Below are 19,998 nucleotides of genomic sequence, written 5' to 3' on the forward strand. Positions count from 1 at the left end.
CGCATCCCAAACCGACTTGGGGGGAAGGACGGATCGACATCCGGCGATACTGTATGACTTCATACAGTCGAAGATTCGGTCTGTGAGATGAAAGCGAGCCGGTTGTTGGATTCAACACCAAGCGTTCGGATGTTTTGGGTCGATTAAAGGTTGCGTGTCAGATTTCGCGGACGAGAGATCCGTGAGTGTGATGAGAATGGCTGGAGTGTCGCCGTCTCGGAGTGAGCCCGTAGCTGTCGAGGTCTTTGGCCAACCTGCGCCGGACCCGCAGCTGGACGCCGTATGCCGGACGGCGGCTGCGCTCTTCGGCGTTCGCTACGCCTTCGTCTCGCAACTGGACGGGGCCTGTCAGTGGTTCCTCGGCCGCGAGGGCCTGATCCTTCCGGGGACGCAGCGGGAGATCGCGTTCTGCGCCCACACGATCCGCGGCGCGGCGCATGTGCCCCTGGTCGTGCTCGATACCCGTCGCGACCGACGCTTCGCCGCCAACCCGCTGGTCACGGGAGCGCCGTTCCTGCGCTTCTATGCCGGCGTGTCGATCGCGCTGGGCGACGGCACCCATGCCGGCACCGTCTGCATTGCCGACACCGTTCCGCGCACCGGCTTCAGTGCGGCCGAGGGCCGTCGCCTGTCCGACCTCGCCCTCTTCGTCGAGGCGACCCTGCGCGGGCGCGCCGCCCAGTCGGAGGCACGGCAGGCGCACCATCGGGCCGAGGCATCGGACACCCTCCTCCGCACGACCCTGGAAAGCATGGATCAGGGTCTGCTGATGACCGATGCCGCGGACCGGATCCGGGTCTACAACCGCCGCGTGGCGACCCTGATGGGCGTGCCGGAGGCCCTCCTCTACGACGGCGCGCCCTTCGCGATGGTCCGGGCCCACCAGGCGGCGTCCGGCGAGTTCGCCCACCTGCCCGACCCCCTGCGGGCCTGGCTGGAGCACGGCGCACCGGAGGCCCGCATCTACGATTACGAGCGCGTCCGCCCCGATGGGACCGTGCTCCAGGTCCGCACCCTGCCCCTGCCCCGGGGCGGCCTCGTGCGGACCTTCACCGACGTGACGGCACGCCGGACCGCGGAGAGCGCCCTGCGCGCGAGCGAGGGCCGCTATCGACTCCTCGCTGAGAATTCCAACGACGTCATCGTCCTCGGCGATATCGCCATGCGCTGCCTCTACGTCTCGCCCGCCGTGCGGACGGTCCTCGGCTACGAGCCGGAGGACCTCGTCGGAACCACCGCGGCCGCGTTCTGCCACCCCGATGACGCCGCGGCCCTGACGGAGCACTGGTCGCAGCTGACGGCCGGCCGGGAGGGCCGGTTCGTCGCCTGCCTGCGTCATCGTCACAAGGCGGGTCACTACGTCTGGATCGAGGCCTCCGTCCGCGTCCTGCCGGATGCGCAGGCGGAGGACGGGATCACCTTCGTGGCGACCCTGCGCGACGTCAGCGCCCGGCGTGAGGCCGAAGAGCGGGTCCGGCACATGGCGCTGCACGACGCCTTGACCGGCTTGCCGAACCGGACGCTGTTCCGCGACCGCCTGGACCAGGCGATCGCCCATGCGCGCCGGGTTCGGACCGGCTTCGCGGTCCTGGCCTGCGACCTCGATCGCTTCAAGGCCGTCAACGACAGTCTCGGCCATCCGGCCGGCGATGCGTTGCTGCGCATCGTCGCCGCGCGGATGCGCGCGGTCCTGCGGCCCTACGACACCATCGCCCGTCTCGGCGGCGACGAATTCGCCGTCGTGCTCACCTATCTCGACGAAGCGCGGGAGGCGTCCTGCCTCGCGGAGCAGCTGATCGCGGCGGTGAGCGAGCCGATCGATCTCGACGGGCAGAGCGTCGAGGTCGGCGTCAGCATCGGCCTGACGGTCGCGGCGGATCTGGACTGTGACCCGGACGAACTGTTCCAGCGCGCCGACATCGCCCTCTACGAGGCCAAGGCGGCGGGGCGGAACACCCATCGGGAGTTCGAGCCCGATGCGGGGGCGCGGATCGCCACGCGGGGTCTCCTCGCCCTCGACATGAAGGAAGCGATCCGTCGCGATGCCTTCCGTCTCGCCTACCAGCCCGTGGTCGATGCCGCGACGGGGGCGGTGGTGGGCTTCGAGGCCCTGATGCGCTGGCGCCATCCCGTTCAGGGCGAGATCGCGCCCGGCGCCTTCATTCCCCTCGCGGAGGAGACGGGCCTGATCGTGCCCATGGGCTCCTGGGCCCTGCAGGAGGCTTGCCGGGAAGCGGCGGCCTGGCCCGCGCCGATCCGCGTCGCGGTGAACGTCTCGGCGGTGCAGTTGCGGCGCCCGGGCCTCGAGGCCGCGGTGCTGTCGGCCCTGGCCGCGAGCGGCCTCCCAGCGAACCGCCTCAAGCTGGAGGTGACCGAGAGCGTCCTGATGCAGGATGCCGAGGCGGTCCTGGCCTGCCTGCACCGCTTGCGGGGCTGCGGCGTCAAGATCGCCCTCGACGATTTCGGCACCGGTTACTCCTCCCTGAGCTACCTGCGCCGCTTCCCCTTCGACCAGATCAAGATCGACCGCTCCTTCATCCGCGACATCGCCGATCCGGATGCCGCCGCGATCGTGCGGGCGGTGGTCGGCATCGGCGAGCGCCTCGGCATGGGCATCGTCGCCGAGGGCGTCGAGACGCCGGAGCAGCTCGACCTCGTGCGCCAGGAAGGCTGCACGCAGGTCCAGGGCTTCCTGTTCAGCCGGCCGCTGCCGCCGGGGGAGGCGGCCGCCTACATCGCGGCCCGCGCCGACCGGGCCGGAGCGTCATCGGGGCAGCGCGTGGCCGCCGCTCAGGGCTGAGCCTCCGCCGCACGGGCTGCCGCGACGAGGCGTTCCGCGTCCTCCTTCAGGAGCAGCCGCTCCGCCACCAGGCCGTCCGCCGCGCGGGCGACCGCCGCGGTCCGGTCGCCCCGGGTCGGATAGCGCTCGGCCAGGGAGCGGCGCGGGTCCCCCTTCGCCTCGCGCTCCGCCCGGGTCTCGGCCAGGGGCAGCCGACTGCCCTCCCGGTCGCAGAGCTCGCCGGCCGGGAAGGGCTCCGCGTAGAGGTTCCAGCCGGTCTGGGTCGCGAGCGGAGCGGCGACGTCGGGCAGGCGGATGCCGGCGATCTCGTGGCCGTCGGCATCGACCTTCGGCACCAGGGGGCGGTATTGCGGACCGCTCTCCGGATGGGGATCGAGGGCGCTGGCGAAGCGGGCGATCGCGTTCGGGGCATCCGGCAGGCGCAGGCCCGGGATATAGGGAAACCCGGTCTCCGCGGCCGGCACCAGCGTCCCGTCCGCCAGATTCGGCACGCGGCTCGGCGGCGGCGCGACGCCGCGGGCGACCCAGTCCTCCAGGGCGACCAGGAGGGCGCGCAGGGCCGGGGCGGGGCTCAGGGTGTTGCGCGGATGGAGGCACGGCCCGCGGGCCGCGCTCAGGCCGGCGCGCCCATAGTGGAATCCGCTGGAGACGAGATAGGCCCGGGCGGTGTCCGGCAGGGCGATGTCGGTTTGGCCCAGGGGATCGGTGGTGAGGAGCGAGGCGCCCTTCTGCCAGTACTCGGTGCTGGTGTTGACCTCCATCAGCAGCGGGTCGAACCCGTCCCCGCGCAGCAGCGAGCCGGTCCGGCCCGTGACGGGATCGTGCTGGGTCGCGGCCGTAAACGGGAAGGCGTTCTCAGGATAGAGATGGTCCTCGTGCTGGGTGTTGGTGCGCGAGGGCTGGCCGAAGCGGGCATTGAGATACACCCCGCCGATTCCGGAGATGTGCAGCAGCATCCCGTCGAAGACGCGCCGGCCATCCTCGTCCTGGTTGAAGCCCTGGTGGATGTAGTCCCGCAGGAAGCGGCCGCTCTGGGAGATGCCGAGGGCGACCGCGTGGCGGATCGCGCCGCCGGCCGGGTTCTCGGACGAGGCCGGTCCGCGGAGATGGGCGACGACGTCCCGGGTGGCCGCGAAGCCGATGCCGAGCACCTTCGGGTTCGCCGCCGGGTAGGTCAGGGTGTAGAGCGTCCCGGGTTCCGGCTTGACGGTGGCGGGCAGGAGGCGGAGTTCGCCGGACCCGGCGAAGGTCCAGGCGTCGTCCGGGACGCGGCGCGGCGTGTCCGCCTCCCGGCGGCGCACGGTCAGGCGGGCGCCGGCCTTGTCGGTGTTCGCCGCCTTGAAGGTGAGGAAGAACGGCGCTTCCGGCGGCCCCCGGGTAGCGCTGACGAGCTCGTCGCGCACGGTCTCGACGATGGGCGCCCCGCCCTGCGTCGCCACCGGGACGTCGATCGCCATGCCGCCCTGCTGGCGCAGGGCCTCCGCCTCCCATCCGGACCAGACCACGGTGTCGCCCCGGCGCAGGACCAGGGCGGTACCCGCATCCTGGGCGGTGCGCGGATCGTTCACCGCCTGGGCTGCCTGCGGGGGCGCGTCGAGGACCCAGTTGAACAGGAACTTCCGGCCGCGGTTGAGCACCTCGTAGAGCAGCGTGCCGCTGGCGCGGGCCGGATCCTTCGGTCGGAGCATGAAGATGTCGGTGCTGTATTCCACGAGGCCGCGCGCGTTTCGGGGTGCCCGTATGAGGTCGACAATCCCGGCGTTGCGCGGGTCGGCCGGGTCGAGCTCCCCACGCGCGACGCCGATCACCCGCTCATAGGCGCCGGCCTCGCCGAAGCTCTGGCCGTCGGCGAAGGGCTCGACGGTCCGAATCTCGATGGCGGTGACCCGGGCCAGGGCCGGCTGGGCGAGGCCCGCGCAGAAGAGCGCGCCCACGAGAGCGGTGGTCCTGACCATGTGCCTGTTCCTCACCCGACCAGCGTCAAGCCGCGCTGTTGGACCGGATCTTACACCGGACCGGCGCGCGGTCGAGGGCGCGCTGCCGGGCAGCGATCGGCCGGACAACGATGGACCGGGATGGCACGTGGTTTGCGGACCCCGGGACCGCCAGCCCCCCGGGGCTCGCGGGACGGGGGACCGACGCGTGGATCACGGCTCTGCTCAGACCAGCCCGGCCCAGACCGCCCCGCCCACCCGGGTTCCCCCGGTGGCCCTCGGTTTGCTCGCCCTGCAGCACGTGCTGGTGATGTATGCCGGGGCCGTGGCGGTGCCGCTCATCGTCGGGCGCGCCCTCGGGCTGCCGCCCGAGCAGGTGGCGCTGCTGGTGAGTGCCGACCTGTTCGCCTGCGGCCTCGCCACCCTGATCCAGAGCTGGGGCCTGCCCGGCATCGGCATCCGCATGCCGGTGATGATGGGCGTGACCTTCGCGGCGGTGACGCCGATGATCGCCCTGGGCACCAACCCGGCCCTCGGGCTCCCGGGCATCTACGGCGCCGTGCTCGTCGCGGGCCTGTTCGCCCTCCTCGCCGCCCCCCTGGTGGGGCGCCTGCTGCCCCTGTTCCCGCCGGTGGTGACGGGCACCGTCATCCTGGTGATCGGCATCTCGCTGATGCGGGTCGGCGTGAACTGGGCCGCGGGCGGGCTCGGAAACCCACGCTACGGCGCCCTGCTCTATCTCGGCCTCGCGCTGTTCGTCCTCCTCGTCATCCTGGGCCTGACCCGGTACGCCCGCGGCTTCGTCGCCTCGGCCTCGGTGCTGATCGGCATCGTGGTCGGCATGGCGGCGGCGGGGGCCTTCGGCCTCGTCGACCTGTCGCGGGCGGCGGCGCCGTGGTTCGACGTGGTGCGGCCCTTCGCCTTCGGGGCGCCGCGCTTCGACCTGGTGGCCAGCCTCACCCTCTGCCTCGTCATGGTGGTGGTGATGATCGAATCCACGGGCATGTTCCTCGCGCTCGCCGAGATCACGGGCGAGACCGTGGACGAGGCGCGCCTGATCCGGGGCCTGCGCGCCGACGGCCTCGGCACCGTGCTCGGCGGCGTGTTCAACACCTTCCCGTACACCGCGTTCTCGCAGAACATCGGCCTCGTCGGCGTCACCGGCGTGCGCTCGCGCTGGGTCGCGGTGATCGGCGGCGTCGTGATGCTGGTCCTCGGCCTGATCCCGAAGCTCGCCGCCCTGGTGGAGGCCGTGCCGCCCTGCGTCCTCGGCGGCGCCGGGCTCGTCATGTTCGGCATGGTGGCGGCCACCGGCACGCGCATTCTCGGCACCGTGGATTTCGCCGCCAACCGCAACAACCTCTTCATCGTCGCGGTGTCGGTGGGCTTCGGCCTGATCCCCCTGGTGGCGCCCGCCTTCTTCAAGCAGATGCCCGACGTGCTGCATCCGCTGCTGGAATCCGGCATCCTCCTCGCCGCCCTGTCGGCCGTGAGCCTGAACCTGTTCTTCAACGGGCTCGGCGGCCGGGCGGGCGCCCGGGCCGCGGCGGCCCGCCTCGCCCACGCCGCCGAGGCGTGAGAGCCTCGCGTCCCATCACCGGAGGAGACCCATCATGGCGCTGACGCAGGCACGCTACGGCAAGGGCCGCGTGCGGGTGCTCCGGCTCGCCCGGGCGAGCGCCCGCCACGCGGTGCGTGAACTCACCCTCACGGTGCTGCTGGAGGGGGCGTTCGGCGCGTCCTGGACGGCGGCCGACAACCGGCAGGTCATCGCGACCGACAGCATCAAGAACATCGTCAACGTCACGGCCGCCCAATACGTCGAGGCCGAGACCGAAGCCTTCGTCGGCCACGTCGCCGCCCTGTTCCTGGAGCGCTACCCCCAGGTCGCGGCCGTCACCATCGAGGTTCTGGAGACGCGCTGGCTGCGCCGGATGGTGAACGGCGCGCCGCATCCCCACACTTTCACCCTCGACGGCAACGGCCAGCCCTTCGTCCGGCTGGTGGCCGACCGGGACGGGTCGGTGCTGCAATCGGGCCTGCGCGGCTACACCCTGATGAAGACCACCGAATCCGGCTGGGCCGACTTCGTCGACGACGCGTTCCGCACCCTGCCGGACACCGACGACCGCATCTGCGCCACCAGCATGGATGCGACCTGGACCTGGACGGCGCCGCCGGACGATCCCGCGGCGGCCAACGCCGGCATCCTCGACACGATGATCACGGTCTTCGCCATCACCTACAGCGCCGGCGTCCAGGACAGCATGTACCGGATGGGCGAGGCGGTGCTGGCCGCCCGGCCGGACATCGCCGAGATCCACTTCGCGATGCCCAACAAACACTACATCCCGATGAACCTCGCGCCGTTCGGCATCGCCCATGGCGGGCAGGTCTTCCTGCCCACCGACGAGCCGCACGGCCAGATCGAAGCCACCATCGGCCGCATCGGCTGACGGGGGGCACCCTCCCCCGAAGCCCGGAGGGCCGGATCGGCGGGCGGTCTCGCACCAGGGGCTCCTTCGCCCCGCCACGGGTCGAGCCCAGAGCCGGAGGGGCGCCCCGGCGGCGCACGATCCGGGGGCCATCCCACGTGCCGTGTCGCACCTGCGAATCGAGACGCGTGCCAAAACCTGCCGACGGCCGTCGAAATCTTCGGGCTTCCGGCAAGCTATTCATATTGCAAGGAAAATCGTGACACGTCAGATCTGCCGACGGGGCGATGTCTTGAGACATGAAGGCGTTACCCACCTTCACTGCACAGAGAACAAGCAAGTCTTGATGTCTCGCGCGGCAGACAAGCACAAATTCTAGGAACTCGGCGGGGGTGCTTCGCGTCTCCCCGGCACTCGTACGTTCCAGGATGTCCGCCATGACGCATCGCCATCTCACCGCCGCCCTTGCCGTGGCTCTCGGCCTGTCCGCCTCGGGCGCCCTCGCGCAGAGCTACAACGCCCCCGCGGGCATCCCCGCCGCCGTGGCGCCGGGCGGCCTCGCCGGCCAGGCGGCCGCGCGCAACCTCGATGAGCTGCGCGACAGCCGCGCCCGGGCCGTCGTGCCGCGGGGCTACGGGGACGAGATCGCCACCGGTTCGGTCCGGGCCCGTCGCAACGATCGCTGGTAAATCCCGCCCGCTTCCGGGCGCCGCGCGCAGCGAAGGCCGGCCTTCTCGAAGGGGAGCGCCGGCCTTCGTCGTTTCATGCTGGGCCTCGGTTCATGCTGGGCCTCGGTTCATGCCGGGCCTCGGTTCATGCCGAGCCCGGTTTCACGCCGGGCCCGGCCAGGAACGCGGCGGTTGAAGACGGCGTCAGGCCGCGGCCTCGCGCGGGGGCGCCGCGCCGAGCGGCACCGTGTGATAGCCCCGGTCGGCGTAGACGAGCCCGTGCCCGTCGCCCGGCTCGGCGAGCGCCACGACCTCGCAATAGAGCACGTCATGGGTGCCCACCGGGTGACGGGCGACGATGCGGCAATCGAAGGCCGTCAACGCCCCGAGGAGGGCGGGCGCTCCGGTGACCAGGGTGGTCCAGGTGCCGGCCTCGAAGCGTACCGCCATCGGCGTACGCCCCCCGAAGGCCGCGGCGACCCCGGATTGGTCGTGCGCCAGGGTGTTGACGCAGAGGCCCGCATTGACGCTGACCGCCGCGTAGGCGGAGGACGACCGGTTGATGCAGACCAGCAGGGTCGGCGGCCCGTCGCTCACGCTGCACACCGCCGAGGCGGTGAAGCCGGCCCGGCCGCCCGCGCCATCGGTGGTGACGAGATGGACGGCGCTGGCCACGCGCGCCATGGCGCCGCGGAAGGCGTCGGCTGCCACAGGAGGGGCATAGGCCACCACGGGCAGGGTGCCGGCCTCGACGGCAAAGGTGTCGGCCTCACCGGAAGAAAGCGCCGCTTGGCTCGGCCGCGTCTGGCTCACGGGGATCACTCCTGTCGGTCGAGGAACGCCACGAGCGTCCGGTTGAAGGCGTCGGCGCGGGTGACGCTGTGCGCGTGGCCGCCGCTGGGGACCCGGTCGAGGTGCGCGTTCGGGAGGCCGCGCGCAAGGTCTTCCGAGCACAGATAGGGCACCAGGACGTCGTCGTCCGCCGCCATCACCAGGGTCTCGTGCGGGAGGTCCGGGAGATCCACCGTCAGGTCGAAGGCCTCGAGGGCGGCGATCCGGGCGAGGACGGTCTCGCGGCCGGGGAACTGCGCCAGGGCATGCGCCTCGTCCTCGGCCACCCGGGCGGCATTCTGCGAAAGCCACGGGGCCGGGTAGAGGAAGATCGCCTGCGCCCGGACATAGGCCTCGGGGCTCTCGGCCAGCAGCAGCTTCCGGGCGGCAAAGCAGCGCTTCGTGGCGGAATCCGCCCTCGCCCAGCCGTTGACCACGGCGAGGCGGCCGAGGCGCTCCGGGGAGGTCCGGGCGAGTTCGAGGCCGATCAGGCCCCCGAGGGCGTGCCCGACGAGGTCGCAGCGTTCGACCCCGCAGGCGTCCATCACCGCGAGGGCGTCCCGGGCCATGGCGGCGATGTCGTGGCCAGGCTCCAGGCTTCCACCCGAGCGGCCTGTGCCGCGGTGGTCGTAGGTGATGACGCGGAACCGCGCGGTCAGCGCCGCCATCTGCGGCGCGAAGTAGGCGGCCGAGCCGCCGAGGCCCGGCGAGAGCAGGACGGTGCGGTCGCCGCTGCCGTGGACGGCATGGTGGAGCGATCCGGCCATGCCGCCTCAGGCCCCGCCCACATGCGCCACCGAGGCGATCTCCACCAGGGCGTCGGGCTTCACCAGGCCGCACTGGATGCAGTAGCGCGCCGGCTTCTCGCCGGGGAAGTACTCGGCATAGACCGCGTTGATGGCGGCGTAGTCGGCCCAGTCCTTGAGGAAGACGTGATTGAAGGTGACGTCGTCCATGCTGCCTCCGGCGGCGGTGACCACGCCCTTGATCGTCTCCAGCACGTGCCGGGTCTGGGCGGCGGCGTCGCCCACGTGCACGACGTTGGCCTCCGCATCGAGGGGCAGCGTGCCCGAGACGTAGAGTACGCCGTCCGCCAGGGTGCCGGGGACGTAGGGCGCCAGCGGCTTGCCGGTGCCGGGCGGGATGATCGCGGTCTTGGGCATCGTCGGGGGCTCCTGGGCTACGTCAGCGTGGGATCGTTTCAGATGTCCTGGTGGAACCGGGACGCACGATGGGATGGGGGATGAGGAAGGGAGCCCGCGTTCCGCGAGGTCCTGCAGGTTCGTCGGGCGTCCTGGCACGCCCTGCCAGGTGTCCTGCCAGGTGTCCTGCCAGGTGTCCTGCCAGGTGTCCTGCCAGGTCTCGCTGGGGCGCGGGTTCTTCCCTCCCCCTTCGGCGGGCCGTCCCTCGCGCCACAACGAGAGGGACCCGTGTGCGCGGCCTTCCCGCCCGTGCGCCGACACGCCCGCACCGGGAGGAGCGGGCCGCCCTATTCGGTCGCCGCCGTTCGTCGAAGGTCCGGCCCGAGGGCCGCCTCGAAGGCTGCGACGTCCGAGACCCAGCCGAAGAAGGTCTCGATGTTGGCGAGTGCCCCCGCCTGCAGGGCCGGCGGGCCGGCCTGATGGGTGGCGTCGGCCAGCACGATGCCGAAATATTCGAGGAAGAAGCCGTCGCGCAGGGTCGATTCCACGCAGACGTTGGTGGCGATGCCGGTGAAGACCAGGGTGCGGATCCCGGCCGCGCGCAGCAGGCTGTCGAGCTGGGTGTTGTAGAAGCCGCTGTAGCGCGGCTTGCCCAGCACGATGTCGCCGGGCTCGGGCCTGAGGGCATCCACCAGGGCGTAGTCCCAGGTGCCCCGGGCCAGCAGGCGTTCGTTCATCCCGGGCCGGGCCCGCATGGTCTTGAGGGCGTTGGACTTGTGCCAGTTCGGCGAACCCGGGCCTCCGGCCTCGACGTAGTCCGGGTCCCAGCCGTTCTGGAACCAGACGATCCGGATCCCGGCCGCCCGCGCCGCCCGCACCGCCCGGGCGATCTGCTCTACCACCGGCCCGGTGCCGGAGACGTCGAAGCCGGCGAGATCGAGGTAGCCCCCCGGCGTCGTGTAGGCGTTCTGCATGTCGACGACGATGAGCGCGGTGGCGGATCCGTCGAAGGCGATGGGTTCCGGCCGGGCCGCCAGGGTGATGCCGCCCTGGCGTCCCTGCGGATCGGTATAGCCGGCTGGCCTGGTGATGCCGTCCATCACGCCACCTGCGCCATCGGCTCGGCCGACGCGTCAGCCCCGGCTTGGATGTGCGCGCGGCTCGTCATCAGGGGCTGGATGCGGGTGCCGTAGGCGTCGAGGCCCGCGAGGAAGTCGTCGAACACCAGGAGCACGCCCTCGGTGCCCGGGACCGTGGCGACCTCGTCGAGCATCCGCGCCACCTCGGCGTAGGAGCCCACCAGCGTGCCCATGTTGATGTTCACGGCCGAGGTCGGGTCGGCCATCTGGCGCACGTTGGTGTCGGACCCCGACTTGGTGTCGGCGGCGCCCTGGATCCCGAGCCAGGCGATCGCCTCCTGGTCGGCGCCGGCCTTGTAGTGCTCCCAGGTGGCCCGAGCCGCCTCGTCGGTCTCGTCGGCAATGACCATGAACAGCACGTAGGAGGAGACGGCGCGCCCCGTCGCCGCCTTTCCCGTCGCCGCCGCTCCCGCCGCGGCCGTTCCCATCGCAACCTTGGCGGCTTCCAGCCGCTCCACCGTGGGGGCGAAGGCGGTCGGCGTGTTCACCCCCTTGCCGAAGCAGAAGTTGTAGTCGGCGTAGCGGGCCGTGAACTCCATGCCGGCATTGGACTGGCCGGCGCAGATGATCTTCATCTCGGCCTGCGGGCGCGGGCTGAGGCGGCAATCGTCCATCTGGAAGAATTCGCCCTTGCGGTCGCAGACCCCGGTCTCCCACAGGTCGCGCAGCACCTGCGCGTATTCCGAGAGGTACTCGTAGCGGCGCGAAAAATACTCGTCCCCGGGCCACAGGCCCATCTGGGCGTATTCCGGCCGCTGCCAGCCGGTGACGAGGTTGAGGCCGAAGCGCCCGTTCGAGATCGAATCGATGGTCGCGGCCATCCGCGCCGTGATGGCGGGGGGCATGCACAGCGTGGCGGCCGTGGCGAACAGCTTGATCCGGCTGGTCACGGCCGCCAGACCCGCCATCAGGGTGAAGGATTCGAGGTTGTGGTCCCAGAACTCGGTCTTGCCGCCGAAGCCCCGCAGCTTGATCATCGACAGCGCGAAGTCGAGCCCGTAGCCCTCGGCCTTCAGAACCACCTCCTTGTTCAGTTCGAAGCTCGGCTTGTACTGCGGCGCGTTCTCCGACAGCAGCCAGCCGTTGTTTCCGATCGGGATGAAGACGCCGACATTCATGGCAACCTCGTTCGCGCGGGCAGAACCCGCTGTCAGGCGGGACTCCGACGAAGGCATGACCCGGACAAAACCAGTCCAGGGCGCTTCGGGACGGCGGCGGAGACTGTGGATCGTCTCCGGCCTCCACGATCCAACCCCATTCGGACCGGATGGTCAAACTCTCGCGAGGGGGTTTTCGGGCGCTTGCCTAAACTCTCCCCGTTCTGCCGGTCGTTTGGGCGCCTCCTGCCCAGGGCGGCAGCGGATCGCGCCGGGTCAGCGCAGGCCGAGGCCGGCCAGGATCAGGGCCTGGGTGCTGGCGACCGTGCGCTCGAAGAAGTCCGGGTCGTCGAGGCCCCGCCCCGTGACGGCCTCCACCTGCACGGCGAAGTCGGCATAGTGCTGGGTGATCGCCCAGATCGAGAAGATCAGGTGATGCGGGTCGTGCGGGCCGATCCGCCCGGCCGCGCTCCAGCCCCGGATGATCGCGGCCTTGGCCTCGACGAGGTCGCGCAGGGAGCCCTCGAGCTCCGGGCGCAGCAGGGGGGCGCCCTGGACGATCTCCAGGCAAAACAGCCGCGAGGCCTGGGGCGCGTCCCGCGACAGGGTGAGCTTGGCGCGGATGTAGCCCCGGAACGCCGCGGCCGGTTCGCTGTCGGCGTCGAAGGCCTGGAGCGGATCGAGCCAGACCGTCAGCACCCGGCGCAACACCGCGACGTAGAGCGCCTCCTTCGAGGGGAAGTAGTAGAGCAGGTTGGTCTTCGAGAGCCCGGCCCGCTCGGCGATGCCCTCCACGCTGGCCCCGTGCAGCCCGAGGCCCGAGAACAGCGCGAGCCCCGCATCGAGGATGGCCACGCGCCGCGCCTCCCCGTCCTTGCGGCGGCGGCGGGCGGGCGCAGGGGCGGCGTCCGTGCGGATCTCGCGCATGGCGATGCCTTAGGCCGGCGGGTGGTGCCGGATCCAGTGCTCGGCGATGTCGATGCGGCGGGCGACCCAGACCTGGTCGTGGGCGGCGATGTGGTCGAGGAAGCGGACCAGCGCGCCGATTCGCCCGGGCCGGCCAACGAGGCGGCAATGCAGGCCCACCGACATCATCTTGGGCGCCTCCGCACCCTCGGCATAGAGGGCATCGAAGGTGTCGCGCAGGTAGGTGAAGAGGTGGTCGCCGGTGTTGAAGCCCTGGATGGCGGCGCATTTCATGTCGTTGGCATCCAGGGTGTAGGGCACCACGAGGCCCCGGCCGCTGGGCTCGTCGATCCAGTACGGCAGGTCGTCGGCGTAGGAATCGGCGAGGTACGTCATCCCGGCCGCGATCCCGAGGTCGAGGGTGTGGGGCGAGGAGCGCCCGGTGTACCAGCCGCGCGGGCGCGCCCCCGTGATCTCGGTGTGGATGCGGATCGCCTCGTCCATGTGCGCCTTCTCCTCGGCGCGGGTGAAGTCGCGGTAGTCGATCCACTTGAGGCCGTGGCAGGCGATCTCCCAGTCCGCTTCCTTCATGGCCGCGGCGACGTCCGGGTGGCGGGCGAGCGCGGTGGCGACCGCGAAGGCGGTCACGGGGATCTTTCGCGATTGGAACAGCCGCCAGAGCCGCCAGAACCCGGCCCGCGACCCGTACTCGAACAGGGATTCGAGGCTCATGTGGCGCTGGCCCGGCCAGGGCTGCGCCCCGACGATCTCGGACAGGAAGGCCTCGGAGGCCGCATCCCCGTGCAGGATGCAGTTCTCGCCGCCCTCCTCGTAGTTCAGCACGATCTGCACCGCGATGCGCGCGCCGTCCGGCCAGCGCGGATGCGGCGGATTGCGGCCGTAGCCGACGAGGTCGCGGGGATAGGTCAACGGCCGGCCCTTGGAGCGGGGTGAGGTCGACTCCGCTGTTCGGCCGGGGCCCGCATCCTGTCAACCGGAGGGCGGCCCGCGTCGCGCTTGCGCTCGCTCTCCAGGGATGCATCCATGCGCGCCGCGTTCCCGGCGCGCGGCCCCGCCGCGCACGGTCCTTGCCTTCCCGGGTCCGACACGTCCGCGCCCAACCTCCGAGGTTCCCCGTGCTCCTGACCCCACGCGAAAAGGACAAGCTCCTCCTCGCCATGGCCGCACAGGTGGCCCGCAACCGGCTCAGCCGCGGGGTGAAGCTGAACTATCCCGAGGCGGTGGCGCTGATCAGCGACTTCGTGGTCGAGGGCGCCCGGGACGGGCGCTCGGTCTCGGAGCTGATGCAGGCCGGCGGGCACGTGCTTACCGCCGAGCAGTGCATGGACGGCATCCCCGAGATGATCCACGACATCCAGGTCGAGGCGACCTTCCCGGACGGCACCAAGCTCGTGACCGTACACCACCCGATCCGAGGCGCGGCCTCGGCCGAGGTGCCCGGCACCGTGACCACCCTGCCGGGCGAGATCGTCTTCAACGAGGGCGCTCCCCGCACCCTCCTGTCGGTGTCCAACGTCGGCGACCGGCCGATCCAGGTCGGCTCGCACTACCACTTCTACGAGGTCAATCCCGGCCTGACCTTCGAGCGCGAGAAGGCCCGCGGCCAGCGCCTCGACATCGCCCCCGGCACGGCGGTGCGCTTCGAGCCGGGCGTGACCCGCGAGGTCGTGCTGGTGCCGCTGGGCGGAGGCCGCACCGTCTACGGGTTCCGCGGCGACGTGATGGGAGCGCTCTGAGACCATGTCCAACATGCCCCCCCGCGCCGCCCTCCCCCGCGCCGCCTATGCCGACATGTTCGGCCCCACCACCGGCGACCGCATCCGGCTCGCCGACACGTCGCTGGTGATCGAGGTGGAGCGCGACCACACCACCTACGGCGAGGAGGTGAAGTTCGGCGGCGGCAAGGTCATCCGCGACGGCATGGGCCAGTCCCAGGTCACCAACCAGGACGGTGCCGTCGACACCGTCATCACCAACGCGGTGGTCCTCGACCATTGGGGCGTGGTGAAGTGCGACGTCGGCCTGGTGAAGGGCCGGATCGCCAAGCTCGGCAAGGCCGGCAACCCGGATATCCAGCCGGGCGTCGACATCGTGGTCGGACCCGGCACCGAGGTCATTGCCGGGGAAGGCAAGATCCTCACGGCCGGCGGCTTCGACAGCCACATCCACTACATCTGCCCGCAGCAGATCGACGAGGCCCTTTGCTCGGGCGTCACCACCATGCTGGGCGGCGGCACCGGCCCGGCGCACGGCACCTTCGCCACCACCTGTACCCCGGGACCGTGGCACCTCGCCCGGATGATCGAGGCGGCGGAATCGTTCCCGATGAACCTGGCCTTCGCGGGCAAGGGCAACGCCGCGCGGCCCGAGAGCCTCGTCGAGATGATCCGGGCCGGGGCCTGCGCCCTCAAGCTGCACGAGGACTGGGGCACCACCCCGGCCGCCATCGACACCTGCCTGACGGTGGCCGACCTGTACGACGTGCAGGTGATGATCCACTCCGACACCCTCAACGAATCCGGCTTCGTCGAGGACACGATCAAGGCCTTCGCGGGGCGGACCATCCACGCCTTCCACACCGAGGGGGCGGGCGGCGGCCACGCGCCGGACATCATCAGGGTGGCGGGGCTGGCCAACGTCCTGCCGTCCTCGACGAACCCGACGCGGCCCTACACGAAGAACACCATCGACGAGCATCTCGACATGCTGATGGTGTGCCACCACCTCGACCCGGCGATTCCCGAAGACCTCGCCTTCGCCGAGAGCCGCATCCGCCGCGAGACCATCGCGGCCGAAGACATTCTGCACGACATCGGCGCCCTCTCGATGATGTCGTCGGACAGCCAGGCCATGGGCCGGGTCGGCGAGGTCATCATCCGCACGTGGCAGACGGCGGACAAGATGAAGCGCCAGCGGGGCGCCCTGCCCGGCGACGCGAGCGGCAACGACAACCTGCGCGCCCGCCGCTACGTGGCGAAGTACACCATCAACCCCGCCATCGCACACGGCGTCTCGGCCCATATCGGCTCGGTGGAGCCGGGCAAGCTCGCCGACCTCGTGCTGTGGACGCCGGCCTTCTTCGGGGTGAAGCCCGACCTCGTGATCAAGGGGGGCGCCATCGCCACGGCGCCGATGGGCGATCCCAACGCCTCGATCCCGACGCCCCAGCCGGTGCATTACCGCCCGATGTTCGGGTCCTTCGGCCGGGTGCCCTTCGCCACCGCCCTGACCTTCGTTTCGAAGGCCGCGATCGAGGACGGGCTCGGCGAGCGCCTCGGGCTGCAGAAGCGCCTCGTCGCCGTCGAGAACGTCCGCGGCGGCATCTCGAAGAAGAGCATGATCCTCAACGACGCGACGCCCGACATCGCGGTCGACCCCGAGACCTACGACGTCCGCGCCGACGGCGAACTCCTGGTCTGCGAGCCCGCCGAGGTGCTGCCGATGGCGCAGCGATACTTCCTGTTTTGAGGTCGGATGCGTTCGACGCCCGCGGAGGCCCCCCTGTCCAAGGCTGCCGCCAGCCCATCCCAGGGGCACGACCTCTCCGAGACCGACCTCTACCTGTGGGCGCAGGATCAGGCCGCCCTGCTGCGCGCGAAGCGACGGCAGGACATCGACTGGCACCACCTTGCCGAGGAAATGCAACGCCTCCAGATCGAAGGTCTTCTCGACGTCGGCCCGAGCCTCCGGGCCTGGCCGGAGACGGTTCTGTCGAAGGCCTGTCACCTGGGGCGCGTTCGCGCAGCGGACGAGTCCGGGCTGGCGGAACAGACTTTTCCGCCGGCTTGTCCCTATACCCTGGCGCAGGTTCTGGACGACAGCGTCTATCCGGGGGCCCTCGAGCCCCGCTTCACCTGATGAGCCCTGCCCGACCCATGACCGCCCGCACCGTATCGTCCCACGCCCCATGATCCGCGCCACGAAAGTCCTGCGCCGCGACGCCCTCTCCGGCGAGATCGTCGACCGCATCGTCCTCGACCACGGCGACCGGCATCGCCGGCGCATGGCCATGCGCACGGTGGGCGGCCTGTCCTTCCTCCTCGACCTGCCGGAGCCCGCGATCCTCGACGACGGCGACGCCCTGGTGCTGCAGGATGGGCGGCTGGTCTGGGTTGAGGCCGCGCCGGAGCCGTTGCTGGAGATCCGCGCCCCCGACGACCACGCCCTGAAGCGCCTGATCTGGCACATCGGCAACCGGCACATCCCGGCCGAGATCGGGGCCGACGCGGTCTATATCGCCTTCGACCACGTGCTCGCCGAGATGGTGCGGGGTTTGGGCGGCAGCGCCGAGGCGGTGGAGCGCCCGTTCCGGCCGGAGGGCGGCGCCTATGCGGGCGAGGCCGCGAGCCAGCACCATCACGGCCACCACCATCACGGCCATTCGCACGACGACCCCGCGCACCCCCACGACGGCCATCGCCACGACCCCGCGCACCCTCATGATTGAGGCCCTGCGCCTGATGGCGTGGCTGTCGCCGGGCTATCCGGTGGGCGCCTATGCCTACTCGCACGGGCTCGAAGGGGCGGTGGAGAGCGGCGAGGTCGGCGGCGAGGCCTCGCTCACGGACTGGCTCGCCGACGTGCTCGCGCACGGCTCGGGCCGCAACGACCTCATCCTTCTCAGCCAAGCCCATGCGGCGGCGCTGGCCGGGGATGCGCGGACGCTGGCCGAGCTCAACGACCTCACCCTCGCCCTGGCCCCCTCGCGCGAGCTGCACCTGGAGACGAGCCAGCAGGGCCGCAGCTTCCTCGACGCCACCGTGGCGGCCTGGGGCACCCCTGATCTCGACCGCCTCGCCGCCACCCTCGACGGGGCGGTGGCCTACCCGGTGGCCGTCGGCCTCGCGGCCGGTGCCCACCGGATGGCCCTGGCCCCGGTGCTCGCCGGCTTCGGCCTCGCCTTCCTGCAGAACCTCGTCTCGGCGGCCCTGCGCTGCGCACCCATCGGCCAGAGCGCGGGCACCCGGATCATCGCCGCGCTGACGCCGCGGGTGACGGCGCTCGCCGCGACGATCCCGGCCCTCGGGCGCGACGATCTCGGCAGCGCCACCCTGAACCTCGACCTCGGCTCGTTCCGGCACGAGACCCAGTATTCCCGGATCTTCCGCTCCTGAGGACACCTCTTGAGGACCCTGCGATGACCTCTCCCAACGGCCCCCTCCGCGTCGGCATCGGCGGCCCCGTCGGCTCCGGCAAGACCGCCCTAATGGAGCAGCTCTGCAAGCGCTTCCGCGACACCTACGAAATCTGCGCGATCACCAACGACATCTACACCAAGGAGGATGCCCGCCTCCTTACCGTGGCCGGCGCCCTGCCGGAGGAGCGGATCATGGGCGTCGAAACCGGCGGCTGCCCGCACACGGCGATCCGCGAGGACGCCTCAATCAACCTCGCGGCGGTGGCGGAGATGCGTCGGCGCTTCCCGAAGCTCGACCTCATCCTGATCGAGTCCGGTGGCGACAACCTCGCGGCCACCTTCTCGCCGGAGCTGGCCGACCTCACCCTCTACGTCATCGACGTGGCGGGGGGCGAGAAGATCCCCCGCAAAGGCGGCCCCGGAATCACCCGCTCGGACCTTCTCATCGTCAACAAGACCGACCTCGCACCCCTGGTGGGCGCCGATCTCGGGATCATGGAATCCGACACGAAGCGCATGCGCGGCGCCCGGCCCTACGTCTTCTCGTCCCTGCGCGACGGCCACGGGGCGGACGCCATCGCGCGCTTCGTGGTGGAGGCGGGCGGGCTGAGCTAGCCGGTCGCAGTCAGCTCCGCGCGAGCCCACCGGCCCTCACCGCGCGGCGCGGCCGGTCAGGGCCAGGCGCTGAGGCGCAGCAGCGCGTCCAGCAGGGGCTCTGCGGAGGCGGTGACGCAGCGGTTCTCGGTGGTGAGGATCAGCTCCGGGGCGTCCGGCGTCTCATAGGGGGCGGAGATCCCCGTGAAGTCCGGGATTTGGCCCGTGCGGGCGCGCCGGTAGAGGCCTTTGGGATCGCGGGTTTCGCAGACCGCCAGGGGCGTGCTGACGAACACTTCGAGGAAGGGCAGGTCCCGGGCGATGCGGCGGGCCTGGGCGCGCTCGGCGCGCAGGGGCGAGATCAGCGAGACCAGGACGATCAGGCCGGCCTCGGCCATGAGAGCGGCGGCTTCGGCGGTCCGGCGCACATTCTCGTCGCGATCCGCGGGACTGAATCCAAGATCGCGCGTGAGCCCGGTGCGCAGGTTGTCGCCATCGAGCAGCATGGTGTGGCGGCCCTGCGCGGTGAGAGCCTGGTCGACGGCATTGGCGAGGCTCGACTTTCCGGAGCCCGACAGGCCCGTGAACCACGCGATGACCGGGCGTTGCCGAAGCTGGATCCAGCGATTCTCGCGGGGCTGAAGAACGTGCGGTGTCAGGTTCGTCGATGTCATGCAGCCTTGCACTCGGCTCGGTTCTCCTCGAGGGCGCGTGTCACGCGCCGGGCTTGGGCCGGATCGCGGTTGCGCATCGACGCGTCGCGGCAACCGCGATGCCCCGTCGTCGGGGCGGCTCGGACGGCGCGCGGCGCGTCCTGCCACCCCTCGTGCCAGGAAGCCGCGTGACCGCGGCCCATGGCGTACTCCGGTGTGCGCGGGGGCCACCGGCGGCTGTCTCGGTCATGGGTCGTGACGGCGCCTCGCGGAGGGGACGCCGGACGGTTCGACCCTCATGGCCATCCGCGCCGGGGGATCGTCCGGGCTCGGCTCTGCGTGACGAACCTTGCCGGAACTTTGGCAGGGGTGGGGGCCGCTGTCACCCCCGACGGCCGGAACGGTCGGGTTCGAAACGCGCAGGTCCGGGTCCGGATTTGAACCCGAAACGACGAAGGGCCCGGAACGCACCGGGCCCTTCCTTGTCCGTCTGTCCGTGGTCCGTCCGTTCGTAACGGCCTCCGGTGCCGCTCAGGCGGCGTGCACGGTGGCCAGGAAGCGCTGGACCTCGGCGCTGAGATGCTCGGACTGGCGCGAGAGCTCCGAGGCGGCGCCCAGCACCTGGCTGGCGGCCGCGCCGG

The 19,998-nt window shown here is 71.2% G+C and carries 18 protein-coding genes and 1 pseudogene; 10 read left to right on the top strand and 9 right to left on the bottom strand.

Annotated elements, in window-relative coordinates:
• Positions 1–205 precede the first annotated feature (205 nt).
• A complete protein-coding gene (locus ASF58_RS23045; RefSeq protein WP_055958245.1) occupies positions 206–2,800 on the top strand; it encodes an EAL domain-containing protein in 2,595 nt (864 codons plus the stop codon).
• Here ASF58_RS23045 and ASF58_RS23050 read toward each other — a convergent pair.
• Positions 2,791–4,755, bottom strand: coding sequence for an alpha/beta hydrolase domain-containing protein (locus ASF58_RS23050; protein ID WP_055958248.1), 1,965 nt, complete (start codon positions 4,753–4,755; stop codon positions 2,791–2,793). The two genes, ASF58_RS23045 and ASF58_RS23050, sit on opposite strands and share 10 nt — an antisense overlap.
• A 250-nt stretch (positions 4,756–5,005) precedes the next feature.
• On the opposite strand from ASF58_RS23050, the gene ASF58_RS23055 reads away from it, so the two are divergent.
• The 3 genes from ASF58_RS23055 to ASF58_RS23065 all read left to right on the top strand — a co-directional run bounded on the left by ASF58_RS23055 (position 5,006) and on the right by ASF58_RS23065 (position 7,858).
• Positions 5,006–6,313, top strand: coding sequence for a nucleobase:cation symporter-2 family protein (locus ASF58_RS23055; protein WP_244477477.1), 1,308 nt, complete (start codon positions 5,006–5,008; stop codon positions 6,311–6,313).
• A 34-nt stretch (positions 6,314–6,347) separates the two neighbouring features.
• On the top strand, positions 6,348–7,190 hold the full coding sequence (gene pucL / locus ASF58_RS23060; RefSeq protein WP_055958253.1) for a factor-independent urate hydroxylase: 843 nt from the start codon (positions 6,348–6,350) through the stop codon (positions 7,188–7,190).
• Between the two features lie 416 nt (positions 7,191–7,606).
• Positions 7,607–7,858: a hypothetical protein gene (locus tag ASF58_RS23065; protein WP_055958256.1), complete on the top strand. Its 252-nt coding sequence runs from the start codon at positions 7,607–7,609 to the stop codon at positions 7,856–7,858.
• A 183-nt stretch (positions 7,859–8,041) separates the two neighbouring features.
• On the opposite strand, the gene ASF58_RS23070 is transcribed toward ASF58_RS23065, so the two are convergent.
• From ASF58_RS23070 to puuE, 7 genes and pseudogenes are all read right to left on the bottom strand, one after another.
• Positions 8,042–8,521, bottom strand: coding sequence for a flavin reductase (locus ASF58_RS23070; RefSeq protein WP_055958744.1), 480 nt, complete (start codon positions 8,519–8,521; stop codon positions 8,042–8,044).
• Positions 8,522–8,655: 134 nt separating this feature from the next.
• Positions 8,656–9,435 (bottom strand): pyrimidine utilization protein D, encoded by a 780-nt coding sequence (gene rutD / locus ASF58_RS23075; protein ID WP_055958259.1) that lies wholly within the window; start codon positions 9,433–9,435, stop codon positions 8,656–8,658.
• A 6-nt stretch (positions 9,436–9,441) separates the two neighbouring features.
• Positions 9,442–9,831, bottom strand: coding sequence for a pyrimidine utilization protein C (gene rutC, locus ASF58_RS23080; protein ID WP_055958262.1), 390 nt, complete (start codon positions 9,829–9,831; stop codon positions 9,442–9,444).
• A 326-nt stretch (positions 9,832–10,157) separates the two neighbouring features.
• On the bottom strand, positions 10,158–10,910 hold the full coding sequence (gene rutB / locus ASF58_RS23085; protein ID WP_055958265.1) for a pyrimidine utilization protein B: 753 nt from the start codon (positions 10,908–10,910) through the stop codon (positions 10,158–10,160).
• Positions 10,910–12,067 (bottom strand): pyrimidine utilization protein A, encoded by a 1,158-nt coding sequence (gene rutA / locus ASF58_RS23090; protein ID WP_055958268.1) that lies wholly within the window; start codon positions 12,065–12,067, stop codon positions 10,910–10,912. Before rutA ends, rutB begins: the two co-directional genes overlap by 1 nt.
• A gap of 255 nt (positions 12,068–12,322) precedes the next feature.
• On the bottom strand, positions 12,323–12,973 hold the full coding sequence (gene rutR / locus ASF58_RS23095; protein ID WP_055958271.1) for an HTH-type transcriptional regulator RutR: 651 nt from the start codon (positions 12,971–12,973) through the stop codon (positions 12,323–12,325).
• A 15-nt stretch (positions 12,974–12,988) separates the two neighbouring features.
• A pseudogene (gene puuE, locus ASF58_RS23100) lies at positions 12,989–13,882 on the bottom strand (allantoinase PuuE); the annotation flags it as partial.
• Between the two features lie 206 nt (positions 13,883–14,088).
• Here puuE and ASF58_RS23105 point away from each other — a divergent pair.
• The 6 genes from ASF58_RS23105 to ureG are packed head-to-tail and all read left to right on the top strand — an operon-like array spanning position 14,089 to position 18,725.
• Positions 14,089–14,709, top strand: a complete 621-nt coding sequence (locus tag ASF58_RS23105) for an urease subunit gamma (protein ID WP_055958277.1) — start codon at positions 14,089–14,091, stop codon at positions 14,707–14,709.
• A gap of 4 nt (positions 14,710–14,713) precedes the next feature.
• Positions 14,714–16,441 carry an urease subunit alpha gene (gene ureC / locus ASF58_RS23110; RefSeq protein WP_055958280.1) on the top strand — a complete coding sequence of 576 codons (1,728 nt, stop codon included), beginning with the start codon at positions 14,714–14,716 and terminating at the stop codon, positions 16,439–16,441.
• Positions 16,442–16,447: 6 nt separating this feature from the next.
• Positions 16,448–16,831 (top strand): DUF29 domain-containing protein, encoded by a 384-nt coding sequence (locus tag ASF58_RS23115; RefSeq protein WP_055958283.1) that lies wholly within the window; start codon positions 16,448–16,450, stop codon positions 16,829–16,831.
• Between the two features lie 49 nt (positions 16,832–16,880).
• Positions 16,881–17,420, top strand: a complete 540-nt coding sequence (locus ASF58_RS23120) for an urease accessory protein UreE (RefSeq protein WP_055958285.1) — start codon at positions 16,881–16,883, stop codon at positions 17,418–17,420.
• Positions 17,413–18,087, top strand: coding sequence for an urease accessory UreF family protein (locus ASF58_RS23125; protein WP_055958288.1), 675 nt, complete (start codon positions 17,413–17,415; stop codon positions 18,085–18,087). Before ASF58_RS23120 ends, ASF58_RS23125 begins: the two co-directional genes overlap by 8 nt.
• A 23-nt stretch (positions 18,088–18,110) precedes the next feature.
• Positions 18,111–18,725: an urease accessory protein UreG gene (gene ureG / locus ASF58_RS23130; protein ID WP_055958291.1), complete on the top strand. Its 615-nt coding sequence runs from the start codon at positions 18,111–18,113 to the stop codon at positions 18,723–18,725.
• 56 nt (positions 18,726–18,781) lie between these two features.
• Here the strand turns inward: ureG and cysC are convergent, their stop codons facing one another.
• Positions 18,782–19,378 (bottom strand): adenylyl-sulfate kinase, encoded by a 597-nt coding sequence (gene cysC / locus ASF58_RS23135; protein ID WP_055958294.1) that lies wholly within the window; start codon positions 19,376–19,378, stop codon positions 18,782–18,784.
• Positions 19,379–19,998: the final 620 nt, after the last annotated feature.

Source organism: Methylobacterium sp. Leaf125 (assembly GCF_001423085.1).
Taxonomy (GTDB): Bacteria; Pseudomonadota; Alphaproteobacteria; order Rhizobiales; family Beijerinckiaceae; genus Methylobacterium.